A 17,669-nucleotide genomic window follows, 5' to 3' on the forward strand; every position below is an offset into this window, starting at 1 on the left:
CCTGTTTTCCTACTTGGTCGGTAGCAGTGAGGGCTGCTGGATGATTGAAGATGGCAGGGCCGCCTGAGTGAACTAAAATTTGGGACGAATGAGGTGTCCCAAGTACCTGAGAACTTACATCAACTGGCTGGGCCAGCCGATTGGCTGCGCTTATAGTCCCCATAAGAGGCAGCGCCGGACGGTCAGGGCGCACCGTTGCCTCGCCGGTCATAGTTGCCGGGCTGGGGAGCGAAACCGCCGGGCCGATTGCTGAAACAGCGTGTGGGTGGAGTTTAGATGCTGCACGCCAAGTGCTGTATAAGGTGCCCGTCAGCACAATGCCCAGCAGCGCTAGTAGTGGTAGCAGGTGACTCGGCCGGCGCCACCAGGGCCTCCCCGGCAGACGCTGCCGGATGCTTGCCCACGCACCAGGTGGTGGGGGGCGCCGTAGGCCTCCAGGCGCTGCCGCAGCGCAATTAGTAACGGGTCGTTAGCCTCGTCGGGAGGTGGAGTAGGCGTATCCTTCATGATTGACAGAGCTTAGGTTTGGCCAGGTGCAGGCGTTGCGCCAGTAGCTGGCGGGAGCGGGCCAGCTGCGACTTGCTCGTGCCTTCCGCTATGCCTAGTAGCTGCGCTATTTCGGCGTGAGAGTAACCTTCAATGGCATAGAGATTGAGCACGGCTCGGTAGCCGGGAGGGAGGGAGGCCAAGTGCTGGAGCAAGTCGGCAGCAGCTAGCTGGTCAAGAGCCGAAGGGTCGGGGCTGGGTAAGGCAGCAGCATGCTCCTCTAGGTCGGCGGCGCTGGGGCTGGCCGGGTGGCGCAGGCGATGCTGCTCCATGGCGTGCAGAGAAGTGTGCACGGCAATACGTCGCGCCCAAGCTTCAAAAGGTCCTTCTCCCCGGTATTGGTCGAGCCGGGTAAAGAGTTTGACAAATGTATTTTGCAGGGCATCCTCTGCCTCTGCCCGATTGGGGCAGTAGCGCAGGCATACGCCCATCAGCCCATAGGCCAGCTGGTTGTAGAGCCGCAGCTGGGCCGCTTCATCGCCCCGGCGGCACGCCACCAGCAAGGCTTCAGAAATAACAGCAGTAGCAGCAGCCATACCCAATACTAATCGACGGCTGACCCTATAGTGGCAGCGTTTAGGGCATGACCGGTGGCGAGCTACAGCGGTTGCGTGGCGCGTAAAAAAGATGGCTTATTTTAAGTCGTCGATATAAAAATAACTTATCAGCTAAAAATTTATAATTTCTCCTCCAGCCATAAAAAGCCCGCGGCCAGCAGGAAAAGCCCGAAAAACCAACCTGCCGGCCACGGCTGCCGCACCGTGGTAACCGTGGAGGCTACCTGCGGCAAGCCCAATTGCGTAGTGCGGGCAGCCAGCGCCTGCTGCCGGGCGGTTAGCTCGGGGCCGCGCCAGGCGGCCGGGTCGTACACGTAAAAGCTGTGCGTGGTGCCACGGGGCCCTTGCACCTGGTGCCAACCAGACGTGCCCGGCCAGTATTGGGCGGTGCTCCATTCGGGCAAGCGGGTATCCTGAACCAGGGCCAGCTGTACGGCCGGGACTGCGCCGGCCAGTGGCTGCACGGTCGGTAACGTAGCCGGCCGCGTACCCGCCAGTCGTAGGGTAAGCGGTTGGTCCGGCCGGGGCCACTGGTCGAGCACCTGCCAGCTGGCAGCCGGGGCTGGTGGCGGAGTGGCGGATGTAAGCAGCTGGCTCCAGAACGAGTCATACGCCGCCTGCTGCCCCTGCAAAGCCCAGTGAAAAGTTTCGGGTACTACCGATACCACTACTGCACCCAGCCCGAAGCGCCGGGCAGCTACCACTGGTGCCGAGCCGTGCGCCAGCACCAGCGGGCGGGCGGCGCCGGCCCGCAGCTGGGCCGGCTGCATGGCCCGTACCGGGGTTGGGGAATCGGGCCAGCTAAGAAGCTGCGAAGTAGCCCCGGCTACGGGTAGCGGCTGCACTACGAAGTCGGCGCGGGCGGGCATAGCTGCTGGCAGGGGCGCAGCATCGGCCAGCACCACCAGGCCCAGCCTGCCTTCCCGGATGGCGCCGTGCAGGGCCTGGCTTTCGGCACCAGGGAGCGTTGCCAGGGGGGCGGCGTCGGCTACTACCACGGCGTAGCGGCTAAGTAGGGCAGGCGTAAGATGGTCGAGCGACTGAGCGGCCTGGTTGAGAACCTCGGTTTGCACCAGCCCCCGGCTAACGGTGGTACGCAGGGCCACGGCCCGCCCAGCGGCCGCAAGGGTATTTTTCAGAAACTTAAACTCGAAGCCCGGCACGGCCGCCAGCAGCAGCACGGGCGGAAGCGGCGTAGTGCCTATTTCCAGGGGCAGCGGCTCGCTGGCCTGCAGGTGACCGCTGCGGCGCAATCGTAGCTCGTAGCGCGCCAGTCCGGCTGTTTTGGGTTGGTAGCGGAGGTGAAAGCTGCCCGCGCCAGCTGGCAGCCGTACGGAGTCGCGTCCCGCGCCTTCGGCCCAGAGACTCACCCAGGCCGGCCCGGCCTGGGTGGCGGCTACGCTGCCCTCGGCCTCCACATACTGGCCCAGGCTAAGCTGCCGGCTCCAGGCAGCTGCCCGAAAACCCTCGAAGGCCGGCCCCGCGTAGTACACTACGGGTAGCCGGCCCAGCAGGGGAAGCTCGGCTGCCGGTAGGCCTTCGCCTAGCAAATGCAGCCGGTGCAGGGCGGGCTGCTGCTCAGCGAGTGTAAGCAGACTGCCCAGCGCTTTGGAGTGAGCCACCGGCTTGGTGCCGTAGGTCCAAACTGCCGTGCCGGCTCCCAGGCGTCGCAGCAGCTGTTTTAAGGTATCAGGCTGGTAGCCAGAGGTAAGCACAATGGCCTCGGCCCTGGCGGCGGGTACGGCGCGCAGCGGCGGGTAGGCCATCAGCCAAAAGGCCAACGGGGCCGCCAGGCTGGCGGCCAGCCGCCCCGCCAGCCGACGGCGGTCGGAGCGATGCCAGGCAGCCCAGGCCAGCCCCAGCGCTAGCAGCCCGCAGGCCAGCGCGATAAGCAGTGAGTAGGAAGCAGGTAACACGGTGGATAAGCCAGGTGATGCGCTAAAAGATTGTATTTACAAATAAGTAGATAATTTTTAATTACTGACCTAGCTCCCGGAAGTAGCGCTGGCTTAGTCGGTCGGGGGTAGTGGCGGGGGCAGCTGTGGGTACAGGTGCCGGCAGCAGGTCGGTGAGGGCACGCTGGGCCAATGCCAGGCAGGAAACGCAGGGAATGCGGCTGGCCCGCGCATCGGCCGCAAGCTGGCGCAGGCCGCGCAGGGCTGGCAGATACAAGCCGGGTTTTTGCAAAGCAGCCTGGGCCAGTGCCGTGCCGGCCTGCTCCAACGGGGTCGCATCGGCGGGGCGAGCCGGGTGCGTGGGCCGGCTTTGGGCAAGGGCCAGCCAACGCAGCGCAGCGCGCACGGTGGGCTGCGTGGCCGGGGCGGGCACTGTAGCTTGCAGGCGCGGGGCGGCGGCGCCCTTCAGCTCGCCGGTGAGGCGCAGCGAGGATTCGGGCAGGGGCGGGGGTGTGAAGCCGGCCTTTTTCACGTAGGCGCGGGTTTGCTGCTGTACCTGCTTGAGCAGGCGCAGGGCGCGGTACTCGTAGGGCCGGGCGGCGGCGGGCTGGCCGGTGCGCAGGCGTAGCTCGGCGGCCCACATCTCGTCGAGCACGGCGTGCAGCTTGGCCTTCACGGCGGGCTCCAGGAAGTCGGCGGTTTCGGCGTCGTCGTGCTTGTGCATGTAGGGGTCCATCAGCGCATCGGTGGCGGCGGTGGGCGAGGCATTGCGGCCAGTGGGCGCCTCCGGGTGGTGGTCGTGGTCGTCGGCCTCGGCGGTAGGCGCAGCTGGTTTGGGGTCGGCCGTCGGCGCGTCGGCGGTGGGCGAAGCGGGCTCGTCGGCGGTGGGCGGCCCGGCGGTCACGCCCAGGCCTTTCTCGGCTTCCTCACCCAAAAACTTACCGTAGCGCAGGCGTAGCGCCTGCTGGTCGAAGCCCAGGGCATTGGCCCGATTGCTAAACTCGGCGGCCGTGAGCTTGCTCTTCTCGGCCAATAGCTTTTCGGTGTCGATAATTATCTGGCGCTCACTGCGAAAGTAAGCCGGCGCGGTATTCACCCCCATGCCCATATCGAGGGCGCTGCTGGCGGCGGCCGTGTCCTGCCACTGCACCAAAAAAGCGTCGGAGCGGGCCGCGTGGCCGTTGTTGTCGCGGGCCTGCACGTAGAAATACAGCTCGTCGCCGTAAGTCAGGCCCAGCTTGGGCAAATTCAGCTGGCTGGTTACCGTGGCTTCGGCCGGCTGCCCGCCCAGCCCGGTGCTGAGGTCGCGGCGCACTTCGTGAAACTTCACCGCCTCGCCCTGGCCCTGCGCCACGGTGATGACCAGCTCGGCGTGGGTCAGGCCATAGTCGTCGTGCAGACTGGCCTTAACAGCTACCTCGGGCCGGGTGCCCACTGCGGCAATAAGCGTATAAGGCTTAGGGGTTTGAATGCGAACGATGGGTGCCTGGTCGGGCCGCACATCAAGGGCGTAGTCGTCGGAGGTTTGCCCGGCGTAGCGCAGGCGGTAGAGCGTGGAAACGGCAATTGTCTGCACCAGCTCAAACTGCTTATTTACCCCCTTTGTCGGCGTTAAGGGTAATTTTTGACCACCGATTTCAAGTACCGGCGCGGCCCCCGTGGTGCGACTAACGCGCACCTGCCAGCGCACCTGTGACCCCTGCGGGCATTGGAAAGTGGCGGCAGCGGGCACAAAAGCCGCGAGCCGCGTGTAGGCCGGCGGCGTCACCAGTAGGTCGACCTTCGTGATGCGCGGCGCGGCGGCCGGCAGGGGCCCGGTTCCATCGGAAGAAAAATGCATGGCTACGGCTGCCGGAGCCAGTGCGCTGGCCCGCGGCGTGGGCAGCCACCAAGCCAGGGCGCAGCCAATAGCTAGCAGGCCGCTGACGACTAAGCTGTTTTTAAAGGAAACTGGTAGCAGCCGGCTTGGCGGGGCTGCCAGCCCGGCGAGGCGCTGACTTATGCGCTGTTGCTGCAGCTGTCCCAGAAAAGGCAGCTGCTCAGGCTCTTGTAGTAATAAGCCGCTACTATCTTCCAGCTCCGGAAAAAGCCGGTCGAGCTGCCGGGCTACGTCGGCCAGCCCGGCCCACCGCCGCTGCCATAGCTGCCAGGCAGCTATGGCCAGCAGCATTCCCATGCCAGCTAGCAGCGCCGGGCGCTCGGCAGGCCAACGGATAGCCAGCAGACCTAGCAGCAGCAAGCCCAGCATAGCTGGCACTACTACGGTGGTCAGCCGCCGCCTCAGGTAGCTGCGCCCCGCCGCCCGCAGCTGTTGCCGGGCGGACCACAAGTCCGTTGCTGCGCGAAAAGCTACCTGGGTCATAAATCGTGGGGTTTCGGGGCTGGGTGCAAGGCTTAGGCTGGTAAAGTAGCGTTAGGCCGCCGCTGCGCTAGCCAGCGCTCCAAGCCAAAAAGCAGAATTACTACTCCAATAAGCCAGGGGCGAAGGTCGGTGAAGCGATAAGCAGCTACTGGCTGCGCGGTGCCCGTGGCCAGCCGGGCCGGGCGGGCGGGCAGCTGAGCCGGGTCGAGCCGACGCTGGTCGTGGGCCGTGAGCGCCGAATCGACGCCCAGCAGCGGCCCGGCTGCCAGCACATCCAGCAGGAGCGCCGGCAGTGCCGGGCTTTCCGATAAGGTACTCCAACCGGGACCGAGCCGGGTAGCTAGCTGGTAAAAACAGCCTTGCCCCTGGGGGCTGGCCGCCAGCACGGCCCGGCCCTGGCCATCGGCCCAGCGGCTCAGGCTGTGGGCGGCCAACGGCTGCCGGCCGCGGCGCACAAGGCGAATGGAGGCACCAGGTTCGGTGGTAGCCAGCGTGGCCGAATCTGCCGTGCCTGGGCCTGCTGCTTCCTGCCACAGCTGTAGGCCCCGCGGCACCTGGCGGCGCCAGGCCGTCGGCACCTGGCTATCGCTCAGCCAGAAAAGCCAGTCGGGCGCCTGGGCGGTATCTGGTAAGCTGGGGCTGACTGTGAGGGCGAGCGGGGCCGGCAGGCCCACCGAGCCGGCCCGCAGAGCCGCCCGCAGATAGCGGGCTTCTTCGCTGTAGCCGGCCGTAGTGTACAGCCAGGCCCGCACTGGGCCGGTACGCACCGGCACGGCCGGCTGGCGGCTCGAATCGGGGGCACTGGGCTGCGGGCGCAGTAAGCCGTGGCTCCCTCTCACCTCGTAGCGCAGGGCCGGCAAGCCCGTCACCGTCAGTAAAGCACCCGGCTGGGGCCGCGCTACGCGCACTACCCAGAATGTCGTTTGGGTTTCGGCGCTGTGGCCCAGCAGCAGGCGCAGGCTATCGGCGGTGGCCGCCGCGGCTTGCAGCCAGGTAGTTGCCGGCCGGGTCGGGATAGTTTGCCAGCTAAGGGTAGCGGGCAAGGCCGGGTGCGGGCCCCAAAGCCTCGCAGCGCTGTGGGCGTGAGGGCATAAAGCGGCTGTCCTGGAAATGCGTCTGCTGCCTGGCGCAAGCGCATCCAATACATAGTATTTATTGAATATTCAAAATCAGCCCGTTTGCCTTGCCCCAGCGAGTCGGCCCGCCACTCGGCGGCCGTGATGGCGGGTAGCCCGGCGGCCAGCCAGCGCAGCGTATAGCCGCGCCGCCGCAGCGAGTCGATAGTGGGGCGCACCGCAGCCAGGGTGCCCCGGCCCGCTAGCTCGGGGCTCACCAGCACCTGGCCGCGGCCGGGTGGCTGCGCCTGCCGCCACCTGGGGCCCGCCAGGGCCAGGGCCAGCCCGGCCAGCAGGGCGGCGCGCAGCAGCAGCAGCCACACCTGCTCCAGGCGCAGGTTGCGCAGGCGGCGGTTGGCACCGGCGGCCAGCCAGCGCAGGCTGCCCACCGCCACCTCGCGGCCCGGCCGGCGGTTCCAGAGATGGATGGCCAGCGGCACGAGGAGGCCAAGCAAGGCTAGTAGCGCAGAAGGAGTGGTGAGGGTGAGCAAACAGGTAGTGTGTTTAACTACAGAAATTTACGTTTACTATTGAGGAGCGTCGCGCGGCAACCGCACCAGAATGATGCCCGAACAAGTCGCGCAGCAGGCACTGACAACAATTTTTAAGAAGATTAACTCATCAGTTGCCGGCGTTTCAAAAACTCGCGTAGCGCTGCGTCCAGCGGCTCGGCCGTGCTGAGCTGATGGTAGTCGAGGCCCTGCTGCCGGGCTTGCTGCGCGGTGTCGCGCAGCCACTGCCGCTGCTGCTGCTGGTAGGCGGGGCGCTGCTCGTCGGCATTGAGCTGGATGGTCTGGCCGGTTTCGAGGTCGCGAAAGGTAATGGAGCCTTTGTAGCTAAAATTCAGCTCGTTGCCGGCCACCAGGTGCAGCAGGAGCACGTCGCCGCTCACGGCCCGCAGGCGGGCCAGCAGGCGGTTTATTTCGCCATCAGCTTCGTATAAGTCGCTCACGCACACCGTAAGCGCGCGCTGGCGCCGGGCCGTAAGCGGAGCCAGCGTGGCCGTATCCGGAAAAGTGCCGGTGGCCTGGGCCTGCTCCAGGGCATGGTAGAGGCGCGGCAGCTGGCCCGTGTCGGCGCGGGCCGGAAAGTGCTGCAAGCCGCCCGGCCCCAGAATGGTAAGGCCTACGGCATCACCCTGCTTTTGAGCCAGGTAAGCCAGTGCCGCCAGCAGCAGCCGAGCGTAGTCGAGCTTGGTGAGGCCGTTGTCGTCGCGGTGGTTCATGCTGGCGCTGGCATCCAATACAAGGCTCACCGTCAGGCTGGTATCGACTTCCGACTCGCGCAGGTAGTACCTGTCCGAGCGGGCGGCCAGGCGCCAGTCGAGGCGACGCAGGTCGTCGCCGGGCTGATAAGGCCGGTACTGACTGAACTCCATGCCCGCGCCGTGGCGCCGGCTGGCGTGCGCGCCCGCCAGGAAGCCCTCGGCCGCCTGGCGGGCCGCCAGCGGCAGGTTGCGCAGGGCGTAAAGGAGTTCGGGGCTTAGCATACAGTAGCGCGGACTTTCAGTCCGCGAGGTCAATAGTTTACAAGTAGATTACATACTCGCGGACTGAAAGTCCGCGCTACACCGCCACGGCCTTCAGCAGCTCGCGCACTGCATCATCGGGCGTCAGGTTTTCGGCTTCGGCATTGAAATTCAGCAGCACACGGTGGCGCAGTACCGGCGGCGCCAGCGCCTTGATATCATCGAGCGTAGCGGCGAAGCGGCCTTGCAGCAGCGCCCGCGCCTTGGCGCACAGAATCAAGGCCTGGCCGGCGCGTGGGCCCGCGCCCCAGCGGCCGTAGTCTTTAATGAATTTAACCTCCGAGGTGGCCGGCCGCGTGGCGCGCACCAGCCGGTTGACGAAGCTCAGCAGCTCGGGGCTGAGGCTCACCTGGCGCACTAGCTGCTGAAGCTGGCGAATATCGTCGCCGCCTACTATAGACTGCACCTCGGCGCGCGCCGTGCCGGTGGTGCCGCTGAGCACGGCCATCTCCTCCTGCTCGGTGGGGTAGCCGATGCGCACGTACAGCAAAAAGCGGTCGAGCTGGGCCTCAGGCAGCGGGTAGGTGCCGCTCTGCTCAATCGGATTCTGGGTGGCCAACAGAAAAAATGGCTTAGGCAGCACGTGTTCCTGGCCGGCGTAGGTTACGTGGCCTTCCTGCATGGCTTCTAGCAGGGCGGCCTGGGTTTTGGGCGGCGTACGGTTTATCTCATCGGCCAAAACCAGGCTGGCGAAAATGGGGCCGGGGTTGAACTTAAACGAGCGGTGGCCGGTGCCGTGGTCTTCCTCCAGCACCTCGGTGCCAAGGATGTCGGTCGGCATGAGGTCGGGCGTAAACTGGATGCGGCGAAAGGGCAAATCGGTGGCCTGGGCCAGCGTGCGCACCAGCAGGGTTTTGGCCAGGCCCGGCACGCCTTCGAGCAGGGCGTGGCCACCGGCCAGCAGCGCCACCAGCACCTCGTCGAGCACGGCCGACTGGCCCACGATGACCTTGCCGATTTCTGCCTTCAGGGCCGGCAGCTTGGCGAGGAGGGTTTTAACGTCTTGTTCAGTCATTAGGAAATAAAAAAGGCAGTCATGCTGAGCTTGCCGAAGCATCTTGCTCGCATCGTTGAACGATTAGGGTAGTGGTGCCCGGTGCCCACAAGATGCTTCGGTAAGCTCAGCATGACGGGCGCTTTTTAGGGCTTAGGCAATGGCTAGCTCAGCGCATACAGCAGGATATTAACGCCAAACTTGGTGTTGTCTTCGGCCAGAAAGCGCTTGTTGCGAAAGTCGTAGTCCCACTCGCAGCCGTAGTCTTTATTCGAATACAGCACGCCGATGCGGCCCTTAATCTCCACGGCCTTGAGGTAGTCGTGCACCAGGTCGTCGCCCCAGCCATTGAGCTCGAAGCCGGTATTGGGCGGGCCGTCTTTAAAGGCAAAGAACTGGTTGTAGATAGGGTGGGTCTTCGGAATTTTCTGCAGCGCGTTGGTGCCGAAGCACACCCGCATCTGCTCCTCAAACGAGCGCGCAAACAGCCCGTCGATGTCGTGGTTGCAGTCGTCGACAAACACGAAGCCGCCGTTGCGCACGTACTGCGTGAAGTTCTTTTTCTCCTGGGCCGAAAACTGCACCAGCCGATGGCCCGAAAGGTAGCAGAACGGGTAGTTGAACAAGTCGGGGCTATCGAGGGCCACCACTTTTTCCTTGGGTTCGACCGGCACCGTGGTGTATTGCACCAGCGAGTGCAGCAGGTTGGCGGGCATGCGCTCATCCACGGCATCCCAGTCGCCGGAGTGGTAGCTGAGGCGCACAAACGTAAACGGGGCAGGCATAGGCAAAAAAGGCGGCAAACGAAGTCGCAAGGTTGCACCCAAACGGTTCACAGCGCTTTCACCGGGCTGTGGCGACCTTGCGGCTGCAACCTTTGCCCCCCTAAAAGCACCTTACCAGGCGTGGGGTACTCGCTACCGGCCGATTGGGCAGCAGTTCCTTACGTTAATTTACTCACTATCAGTTACCATGAAAAATTTTGCACTGGCGGTTATGCTACTGCTGCTGGCCTCACAGGCCCATGCCCAATTTGGCGTAAAAGCGGGCGTTAATGAATCTGTCCTCACCGGTCGCGCCGGGGAAAACGCTTCGTACAAAACTTATTTTCACGCGGGCGTTTTTTATGAATACAAAATATTCGGGCCAATTTCGATACAGCCCGAGGTGCTGTACTCCATGCAAGGCGCAGCGATGAAGGGCACGTCGGCCGCGACAAATACGGACTACACCACCCAGCTTCAATACATCACCGTACCCATTTTGATTAAGGCGACCTTCGGGCCAGTGTTCGTAGAGGTTGGCCCACAATTTGGCCGGTTAATATATGCCAACGAAAATGGCCGCGTGCAAACGCGCAGCTCGAGCGGCACCGTACTGTTTGGCGAAGTAAACCAGAAATCGACCGACAACTACAAGCCCTACGACTATTCGCTTTGTGCCGGAGTTGGCCTCAAACTCGCGCCTTCGGCACGGGTAGGCGTGCGCTTCGTAGCTGGCCTCAACGATATCAACAATATCCAGTTTTTGCAGGGTGTAACCGATTTGCGCCAGCAAAACCAAGTGTTTCAGCTCTACGCCGCTTTCCAACTGCCTAAGATTAAGCTGTAAAGCAGCCGTTTAAGGGCTTACACCTAAATCGGTTGTCGTTGCGAGCACAGTAGAGCACTGACAACCGATTTTTAGCGCCTGCTAAGAAACTATCCGAAAAACTAAAAAGGCCGTCATGCTCAGCATGGCGGCCTTTTTAGCAAGAACGTATTTTTCAGCTAAACGCTAAATAGCGTCGGAAAGGCTGGTAAAGGTGAAGTCCCGGATTTTCAGGGCGGCACCAGGCAGCCGGCCAGGCGCACGGGGCGACCGATGGCTTCCACGTTGTTGAGCATGATAATCGGGCTCTCGTTAAAGCGCATGTTTTTAATGGGAAACTTGATGGCGCCGTTCTCGATGTAGAACGTGCCGTCGCGCGTGAGGCCCGTGTAGAGCAGCGTTTGGGGGTCAACCTCGCGGATGTACCACAGGCGCGTTACCAGAATGCCCTTGGCCGTACTCTTGATAAGCTCGGCGGTGCTTTGGGTGCCGCCGCTCATCACGAAGCCGCTGGGGTAGGCCGTGGGGCCACCTTGTTCTTCTCGGCCCAGAAGCGCGAATAATATAGGTTTTTTACTATACCTTTCTCCACCCAGCTCATGCGCTGCGTGGGCAGGCCCTCGTCGTCGAAGGCATTGCCGGGAACCTCGGCATTGAGCGGGTCGGAGTAGATGTTTACGCGCTCGTCAAACAGCTTTTCGCCCTTGCGGTTGCCTCCGCCCTTTTTGGTCATAAAGCTGCGGCCCTCGTCGGCCGAGCGGGCGTCGAGGCCGCTGAGCAGGCCGCCCAGCAGTGAAAGGTCGTCGCCGGCCATAAGAGCAGCCGGCTCCAGTATCACCGTGTACTTACCGGGCTCAATAGCTTTGGCATTCACCGAGCCGATAGCTTTATCGGCGGCGCGCTGCGTCAAAGCCTTGGTATTCAGCTTTGCCGGGTCGGTTACGTCGGCAATGGCATAGCCCGAGCCGCGGCCGTCGGCCGTGCGCACCGTCACCGAAAAGTCGGTATTGGTCGATTGCTGATACGCCTCCAGCCCTTTCGAATTGCGCAGCGCCTTAAACTGCACCCCACCATCCAGAAAGCCGGCCGACGCCAGATTTTTGGCCGCGCACAGCGTCATGCTGTCGGCCGCGGCCTGGGCGCGGGTGGCGGGCGTGAGCAAGGTAGTGGCGGCCGAAGGCGGGCTCAAATACGTTTGGGGCCGAGCAGCGGCACGTATTCCGGACTTTCGGGGCGAGGCGCGCTATTTCTTCGGCGCGCTGCACGCAGCGGCGCAGCGTGGCCTCGTCAAACTCGTTGCACGTGGCAATGCCCGCGCGCTTGCCAAACCGCGACTCCACGGCCAGCGAAATAGTGTCCTGGGCGCCGGCCGTGCTCACACTGTTGCGGGCGTAGCGGATATTGCCGGTGGTGCGCCCGTTGAGCGATACCGCGCATTCATCGGCGGTGCTGTACGTGAGAACTTTCTGCAGTAAAGCCTGGGCTTCGTCTTTGGAGAGAATGGCCATTGATTTTTATAATGTGGAAATGTGTAGCATGAGAGAATGTGTGTTGAAAGCATAAGCCGGCCGTGGGAAATGCAGAAGATGTGAAAGTGGCGTAGCTGGCGCGCTGACAGCCGCCTTCCTTCGTCTTCAACAAATCATTCTCACAGCCAGTACAGCAATCATATTGCACACATTTCCTACACTTTGCGGGCCGTGTTAATCACATTCACGCCGTTGAAGCGCGTAGTGGCCGAGCCGTGGCTCACCGACGATACCTGCGCCGGCTGGCCTTTGCCGTCGAAGAAGGTGCCAAAGAGGCGGTAGTCGCTTTGGTCGCACGAGCCGGCGCAGGCGCCCCAAAACTCCTGGGTGTTCGCTTGATAGGCCACGTCTTCGAGCGGCTCCGTAATTTTGCCTTTCTCGATGGCAAAGAACAGCTGCCCGCCAAACTGGAAGTTAAATCGCTGCTGGTCAATGCTGAAGGAGCCAGCGCCGGCGATGTAGATGCCTTTATCTACTTTGCTTACCAGTTCGTCGGGGCTCATTTTGGCGGTGCCGGGCTTGAGGCTGATATTGGCCATGCGCTGAAACTGCACATCCTGCCATGATTGCGCGTAACAGCAGCCATCCGACGACTTTTGACCCACAATGTGCGCCTGGTCGCGGATTTTCTGGTAGTCTACCAGCTTGCCGGCCTTGATGATGTCCCACTGCTTGGTTTTCACGCCCTCATCGTCGTAGCCCACATTGCCGACCGAGCCGGGCTGGGTTTTATCGGCTACGATATTGACTTCCTTGGAGCCGTAGGGCAGGTTTTTGGCTTTCCACTCCAGGGTGGCGAAGCTGGTGCCGGCGTAGTTGGCCTCGTAGCCCAGCACACGGTCGAGCTCGGTGGGGTGGCCCACCGATTCGTGAATGGTGAGGCCCAGGTGGCCGGGGTCGAGCACAAGGTCGTACTTGCCGGGCGTCACCGACTTCATGCCCAGCTTGGCCTTGGCCTGCTTGCCGGCCAGCGCCGCATCGGCCAGGATGTCGTAGCGCAGCTTGTAGCCGACAGTATCGGTGCCCTGTGGGCCGCGTACCTGCTCGCTGGCGCTGGGCGTGAGGTATTCGTAGCCCAGCCCGACGGGCGCACTCAGGGCCTCGCGAGAGCGAAACTTGCCCGTTTTGGTGTCGACCGCCGTGGCGCTGAAGGTGGGCCAGAGGCGGTGCACATCCTGGTCGATGTAAGAGCCATCGGTGCTGGCAAAGTACTTCTGCTCATTCACCTGAAAAAGCGCCGAGTTGATGTAGTTGGCGCCCGCGTCGAGCGCCGCCGCGTTGGCGGCCAGCAGCAGGTCGGCCTTCTGCTTCACCGGCACTTCGAAGGCGCTCTGCTGGATGGGCGTTTTCCAGCTTACCTCGCCGTAGCCCTGCTGCGGGGCCAGCTGCACGGGCTCCTTCATCACGAGGCGGTCAGCTTTGGCAATATCGGCGGCCAGGCGGGCAGTGGCGGCCAGGCTGGCCTCGGTTACCACACTCGTGGAGGCGAAGCCCCAGCAGCCGTTCACCAGCACCCGAATGCCCACGCCGTAGCTCTCGGTGCTCACGATGTTCTGAATCTGCTTTTCGCGGGCAAATACGTACTGGTTGAGCGAGCGGCCGATGCGCACGTCGGCGTAGCTGGCGCCGGCGCTTTTGGCAGCGTTCAGGGCGGCGTCGGCCAGGCGCTTTTTCAGGATGGTATCGGCGCCGGGCTCCAGCAGGCGGCTGGGGTCTACGCGCTGGGCGCCGAAGCCGGGCAGGCCGGGCAGCAGCAGGGCCGTGGCGCCCAGGCCGGTAAGGCCCACAAAGTCACGTCGGTTCATGGCAGAGAAAAGGAGAAAATGAAAGAAGCAGTGGAATCCACTGCTAGTTAGGCAAAACTTGGCAGAGTTAAGCCTTCAAAAGCCGGGTACCGCTGCTGACAGATAGAAGTCGGGCACAAAGCGTTGCTCAATTAGTGCGCTCAGAAAGCAAAAACCTCCGCACCGGGGAGGTGAAGAGGTTTTTAAATATATAAAATATGATATTATTTAAATTTTCTACACCGCGTCCGACAAGCTGGTAAACGTGAAGTCGCGAATCTTGAGCGGCGGCACCAGGTTGCCGGCCAGCCGCACCGGGCGGCCGATGGCCTCTAGGTTGTTGAGCATGATAATCGGGCTCTCGTTGAAGCGGAAGTTCTTGACCGGAAACTTGATAGCGCCGTTCTCGATGTAGAACGTACCGTCGCGCGTCAGGCCCGTAAACAGGAGCGTTTGCGGGTCGACGGGCGGATATACCACAGGCGCGTAACCAGAATGCCCTTGGCCGTGCTCTTGATGAGGTCGGCGGTGCTTTGCGTGCCGCCTTCCATGATGAAGCCGCCGGGCTGGGCAGGTCCGGAATGCCCGATTTCTGCGCCCAGTAGCGCGAGCTGTACAGGTTTTTTACGACGCCCTTCTCAATCCAGGTGGTGCGCTGCTGCGGGCGGCCATCGCCCGAAAAAGTCAGGTCAGGCACCTCGGCGTTGGTGGGGTCCGAATAAATCGTAACGCGCTCATCAAACAGCTTTTCGCCCTTGCGATTGCCGCCGCCCTTCTTGCTCAGGAAGCTGCGGCCTTCGTCGGCGGCGCGGGCGTCGAACGAGCGCATGAGCGCGGCCAGCAGCGAGGCATCGGAGCCCGATACCAGCGCGTTGGGCTCCAGAATGACGGTGTACTTGCCCGGTTCAATCGCCTTGGCGCCCACCGACGATGAAGCTTTGCTGGCCGCCACCGCCGTGAGGCGCGCCGCATCGAAATTCTTGATATCCGTGAAGTCGGTAGCCGCGTAGCCCGAGCCCATGCCGTCAAGCGTGCGCACGGTGATGCTGAAATCGAGGTTGGTGGTGCGCTGGTAGGCTTCGAGGCCCTTGGAGTTGCGCTTGGCTACGAAGCCGGCCTGGTCGTTCAAAAAGCCGGCCGACGACAGCTTTTTGCTGTCGCAGTACTGCATGCTGGCCGCCATCTGGCTGGCGCGGTAGTCGGGGGTAATGCCCGCCGTGCTGGCCGCAAACGACAGCGGCGACGACAGATACGTCTGCGGCCCCAGCAGCGGCATGTATTCGGGGCTTTCGGGCGCGAGGCGGGCTATTTCTTCGGCGCGCTGCACGCAGCGGCGCAGGGTAGCCTCGTCAAACTGGTTGCAAGTAGCGGTGCCCGAGCGCTTGCCGAAGTACGAGGTTACGGCCAGCGACACGTTATCGACGGCGCCGGCCGTGCTGATGGAGTTGCGCGCCGAGCGCACGTTGCCTTCGAGGCTGCCGTTGAGCGTCGCGTCGCACTCATCAGCGGTGCTGAAGCCGATGACCTTCTTGAGAATGTCCTGGGCTTCGGTTTGGGAGAGGATTGCCATACTATTTAATGGGGATTTGAAAATGTGCAGATGTGAAAATGCTTCTGGTCAGCTGCCTGCGGTGGCATTGCTGGCCTTCGCCTTGCTGGAAATGATGATACGCGCTAGCAGGCGGCGCACACTCAGCAGAGTATCGGTGAGTGAGACGGGCGGCGTGGGGTAGTTGGGCGCGTGGGTACAGAGCTGCAGCCAATAGTCCGTTTCCTCGGCTTCCTTAGCGGCGATTTTACACTTATGGATAAAATCTGCTCGGCTCTCCGCGTGCTGCGCTTCGCGCACGTTAGCGCCTACCGAGGTGCCACAGCGTACTAATTGTCGGGCTACCACGTAGTGGCGAGCGCCTTCCAGTTCGCTTACATAAGCCAGTACCGTTAGCGCCAGCTGAAAAGAAAGACGGACTACCGCGTTGTCGCTGCCATAAACGGGCAGGTTCGTTTCGGCCGCTAGCCATTCGCCTTCCAGCATAGCTGAGTCAACACCCACATTTTTCACATCTTCCACATTTTTACATTTAAAATTTAGCCGATTTTGCGCGCCGTATTAATCACGTTCACGCCATTAAAGCGCGAGGTGGCCGAGCCGTGGCTCACGGCTGAGCTTTGCGAGGGCTGGCCCTTGCCGTCGTTGAAAAAGCCCGCGAAGCGGTAGTCGCTCTGGTCGCACGAGCCGGCGCAGGCGCCCCAGAATTCAAGCGTGTTGGTCTGGTAAGCCACGTCTTCGAGCATTTCGGTGATTTTACCTTTCTCGATGGCGTAGAATACCTGGCCGCCAAACTGCGAATTGTAGCGCTGCTGGTCGATGCTGAACGAGCCGTTGCCGGCAATGTAGATGCCCTTGTCGACGCTGCTCACCAGCTCGTCCACGCTGCGCTTGGTAGCGCTGGGGCGCAGGCTCACGTTGGCCATGCGCTGAAACTGCACATCGCGCCACGACTGCGAGTAGCAGCAGCCATCCGAGGCGTTCTGGCCCACGATAGCCGCCTGGTCGCGGATTTTCTGGTAGTCGATGAGCTTGCCCTGGTCGATGAGCGTCCACTCCTTGGTTTTCACGCCCTCGTCGTCGTAGCCCACCGCGCCCAGCGAGTTGTGCTGAAGCTTATCGGCCACGATGGTCACGTTTTTCGAGCCGTAGGGAATTCCTTTCTTGCGCCACTCCAGGGTGGCAAACGAGGTGCCCGCAAAGTTGGCCTCGTAGCCCAGCACGCGGTCGAGTTCGGTGGGGTGGCCCACCGATTCGTGGATGGTCAGGCCCAGGTGGTGCGGGTCCAGAATGAGGTCGTACTTGCCCGGCACCACGCTCTTGCAGGTCAGCTTCTGCTTAGTTTGCTTGGCGGCGCGGGTGGCGTCTTCCAGGATATCGTAGCTGTTTTTGTAGCCGATTACGTCCGAGCCGGCGGGACCGGCAATCTTGTCGGCCGCTTTGGGCGTGAGGTACTCGTAGCCCATGCCCATCGGCACGCTCAGGCTCTGGCGCGAGCGAAACTTGCCGCTGGCTCGGTCTACCACCGTCACCCCAAACGTGGGCCAGATGCGGTGAATATCCTGGTCGATGTACGAGCCGTCGGTGCTGGCAAAGTACTTCTGCTCATTTACCTGAAACAAGGCCGAGTTTACAAATGAGGCGCCGTTGTCGGTAGCGGCCGCGTTGGCGGCCAGCAGCAAATCGGCCTTTTCCTTGATGGGTACCTCGAAGGCGTTTTTCTCAATCGGCGTTTTCCAGGCCACGTCGCCGTAGCCCTTTTGGGGAGCCAGCTTCACCGGCTCCTTCTGCACCTTCGAGTTGGCCTTGGCGATGGCCACGGCCTGCTGGGCCGTTTTGGCGATGCCCGCGTCGGTCATGTTATTGGTCGAGGCAAAGCCCCAGGTGCCGTTTGCAATCACCCGGATGCCCACTCCCAGGCTCTCTATATTGGCGATATTCTGCACCTGCTTTTCGCGGGTGAAAATGCTCTGGTTGAGCGTGCGCTGAATGCGGATGTCGGCGTAGGTAGCGCCGGCCGCCCTGGCGGCGTTCAGGGCTACATCGGCCATTCGCTTTTTGGCGGCCACATCGAGGCCCGGCTCCAGCAGCTGCGCCGGGTCTACGTGGTTGCCGGCCAGGCTCGGAAAACCGGGGAGCCACAGGGCTCCGGCGGCGAGGCCGGTGAGGGCGGTAAAGTCGCGTCTGTTCAAGGGAGAAGGCTGGTAAAGGTTTGAGAAA

The 17,669-nt window shown here is 62.6% G+C and carries 12 protein-coding genes and 2 pseudogenes; 1 reads left to right on the top strand and 13 read right to left on the bottom strand.

The genetic code is table 11. The features are described from left to right. Positions 1-330 precede the first annotated feature (330 nt). The 8 genes from GKZ67_RS19600 to GKZ67_RS19635 all read right to left on the bottom strand — a co-directional run bounded on the left by GKZ67_RS19600 (position 331) and on the right by GKZ67_RS19635 (position 9,782). Positions 331-507 (bottom strand): hypothetical protein, encoded by a 177-nt coding sequence (locus tag GKZ67_RS19600; protein WP_173245869.1) that lies wholly within the window; start codon positions 505-507, stop codon positions 331-333. Then, the gene (locus GKZ67_RS19605; RefSeq protein ID WP_173245872.1) at positions 504-1,082 is read right to left on the bottom strand and encodes an RNA polymerase sigma factor; all 579 of its coding nucleotides are present in this window, start codon (positions 1,080-1,082) and stop codon (positions 504-506) included. Before GKZ67_RS19605 ends, GKZ67_RS19600 begins: the two co-directional genes overlap by 4 nt. Before the next feature lie 140 nt (positions 1,083-1,222). After that, on the bottom strand, positions 1,223-3,019 hold the full coding sequence (locus GKZ67_RS19610) for a hypothetical protein (protein WP_173245874.1): 1,797 nt from the start codon (positions 3,017-3,019) through the stop codon (positions 1,223-1,225). A gap of 61 nt (positions 3,020-3,080) precedes the next feature. After that, a complete protein-coding gene (locus tag GKZ67_RS19615) occupies positions 3,081-5,360 on the bottom strand; it encodes a hypothetical protein (RefSeq protein ID WP_173245877.1) in 2,280 nt (759 codons plus the stop codon). Positions 5,361-6,267: 907 nt separating this feature from the next. Next, the gene (locus GKZ67_RS19620) at positions 6,268-6,966 is read right to left on the bottom strand and encodes a BatA domain-containing protein (protein WP_173245880.1); all 699 of its coding nucleotides are present in this window, start codon (positions 6,964-6,966) and stop codon (positions 6,268-6,270) included. Positions 6,967-7,088: 122 nt separating this feature from the next. Continuing rightward, positions 7,089-7,964, bottom strand: coding sequence for a DUF58 domain-containing protein (locus GKZ67_RS19625; RefSeq protein WP_173245883.1), 876 nt, complete (start codon positions 7,962-7,964; stop codon positions 7,089-7,091). Between the two features lie 76 nt (positions 7,965-8,040). Beyond that, complete coding sequence (locus tag GKZ67_RS19630; protein WP_173245886.1) at positions 8,041-9,018, bottom strand: AAA family ATPase; 978 nt, start codon at positions 9,016-9,018, stop codon at positions 8,041-8,043. Between the two features lie 143 nt (positions 9,019-9,161). Further along, the gene (locus tag GKZ67_RS19635; protein WP_173245889.1) at positions 9,162-9,782 is read right to left on the bottom strand and encodes a DUF4159 domain-containing protein; all 621 of its coding nucleotides are present in this window, start codon (positions 9,780-9,782) and stop codon (positions 9,162-9,164) included. A gap of 187 nt (positions 9,783-9,969) precedes the next feature. On the opposite strand from GKZ67_RS19635, the gene GKZ67_RS19640 reads away from it, so the two are divergent. Next, on the top strand, positions 9,970-10,608 hold the full coding sequence (locus tag GKZ67_RS19640; RefSeq protein ID WP_173245893.1) for a porin family protein: 639 nt from the start codon (positions 9,970-9,972) through the stop codon (positions 10,606-10,608). Between the two features lie 165 nt (positions 10,609-10,773). Here GKZ67_RS19640 and GKZ67_RS19645 read toward each other — a convergent pair. From GKZ67_RS19645 to GKZ67_RS19665, 5 genes and pseudogenes are all read right to left on the bottom strand, one after another. Beyond that, positions 10,774-12,095 (bottom strand): annotated as a pseudogene (locus GKZ67_RS19645) (TldD/PmbA family protein). 176 nt (positions 12,096-12,271) lie between these two features. Next, positions 12,272-13,921 (bottom strand): TldD/PmbA family protein, encoded by a 1,650-nt coding sequence (locus GKZ67_RS19650; RefSeq protein ID WP_173245896.1) that lies wholly within the window; start codon positions 13,919-13,921, stop codon positions 12,272-12,274. Between the two features lie 216 nt (positions 13,922-14,137). Beyond that, positions 14,138-15,470, bottom strand: a pseudogene (locus GKZ67_RS19655) (TldD/PmbA family protein). Positions 15,471-15,518: 48 nt separating this feature from the next. After that, on the bottom strand, positions 15,519-15,971 hold the full coding sequence (locus GKZ67_RS19660; RefSeq protein WP_254244952.1) for a four helix bundle protein: 453 nt from the start codon (positions 15,969-15,971) through the stop codon (positions 15,519-15,521). 17 nt (positions 15,972-15,988) lie between these two features. Then, positions 15,989-17,641 (bottom strand): TldD/PmbA family protein, encoded by a 1,653-nt coding sequence (locus GKZ67_RS19665; RefSeq protein WP_173245899.1) that lies wholly within the window; start codon positions 17,639-17,641, stop codon positions 15,989-15,991. Positions 17,642-17,669 lie beyond the last annotated feature (28 nt).

Origin of the sequence: Hymenobacter sp. BRD67, assembly GCF_013256425.1 — a bacterium.
In the GTDB taxonomy this organism is placed as follows: domain Bacteria; phylum Bacteroidota; class Bacteroidia; order Cytophagales; family Hymenobacteraceae; genus Hymenobacter.

Coding starts and splice junctions, on each gene's coding strand:
- GKZ67_RS19600 (WP_173245869.1), bottom strand. CDS start 507: ATGAAGGATACGCCTACTCCACCTCCCGACGAGGCTAACGACCCGTTA.
- GKZ67_RS19605 (WP_173245872.1), bottom strand. CDS start 1,082: ATGGCTGCTGCTACTGCTGTTATTTCTGAAGCCTTGCTGGTGGCGTGC.
- GKZ67_RS19615 (WP_173245877.1), bottom strand. CDS start 5,360: ATGACCCAGGTAGCTTTTCGCGCAGCAACGGACTTGTGGTCCGCCCGG.
- GKZ67_RS19625 (WP_173245883.1), bottom strand. CDS start 7,964: ATGCTAAGCCCCGAACTCCTTTACGCCCTGCGCAACCTGCCGCTGGCG.
- GKZ67_RS19630 (WP_173245886.1), bottom strand. CDS start 9,018: ATGACTGAACAAGACGTTAAAACCCTCCTCGCCAAGCTGCCGGCCCTG.
- GKZ67_RS19635 (WP_173245889.1), bottom strand. CDS start 9,782: ATGCCTGCCCCGTTTACGTTTGTGCGCCTCAGCTACCACTCCGGCGAC.
- GKZ67_RS19640 (WP_173245893.1), top strand. CDS start 9,970: ATGAAAAATTTTGCACTGGCGGTTATGCTACTGCTGCTGGCCTCACAG.
- GKZ67_RS19650 (WP_173245896.1), bottom strand. CDS start 13,921: ATGAACCGACGTGACTTTGTGGGCCTTACCGGCCTGGGCGCCACGGCC.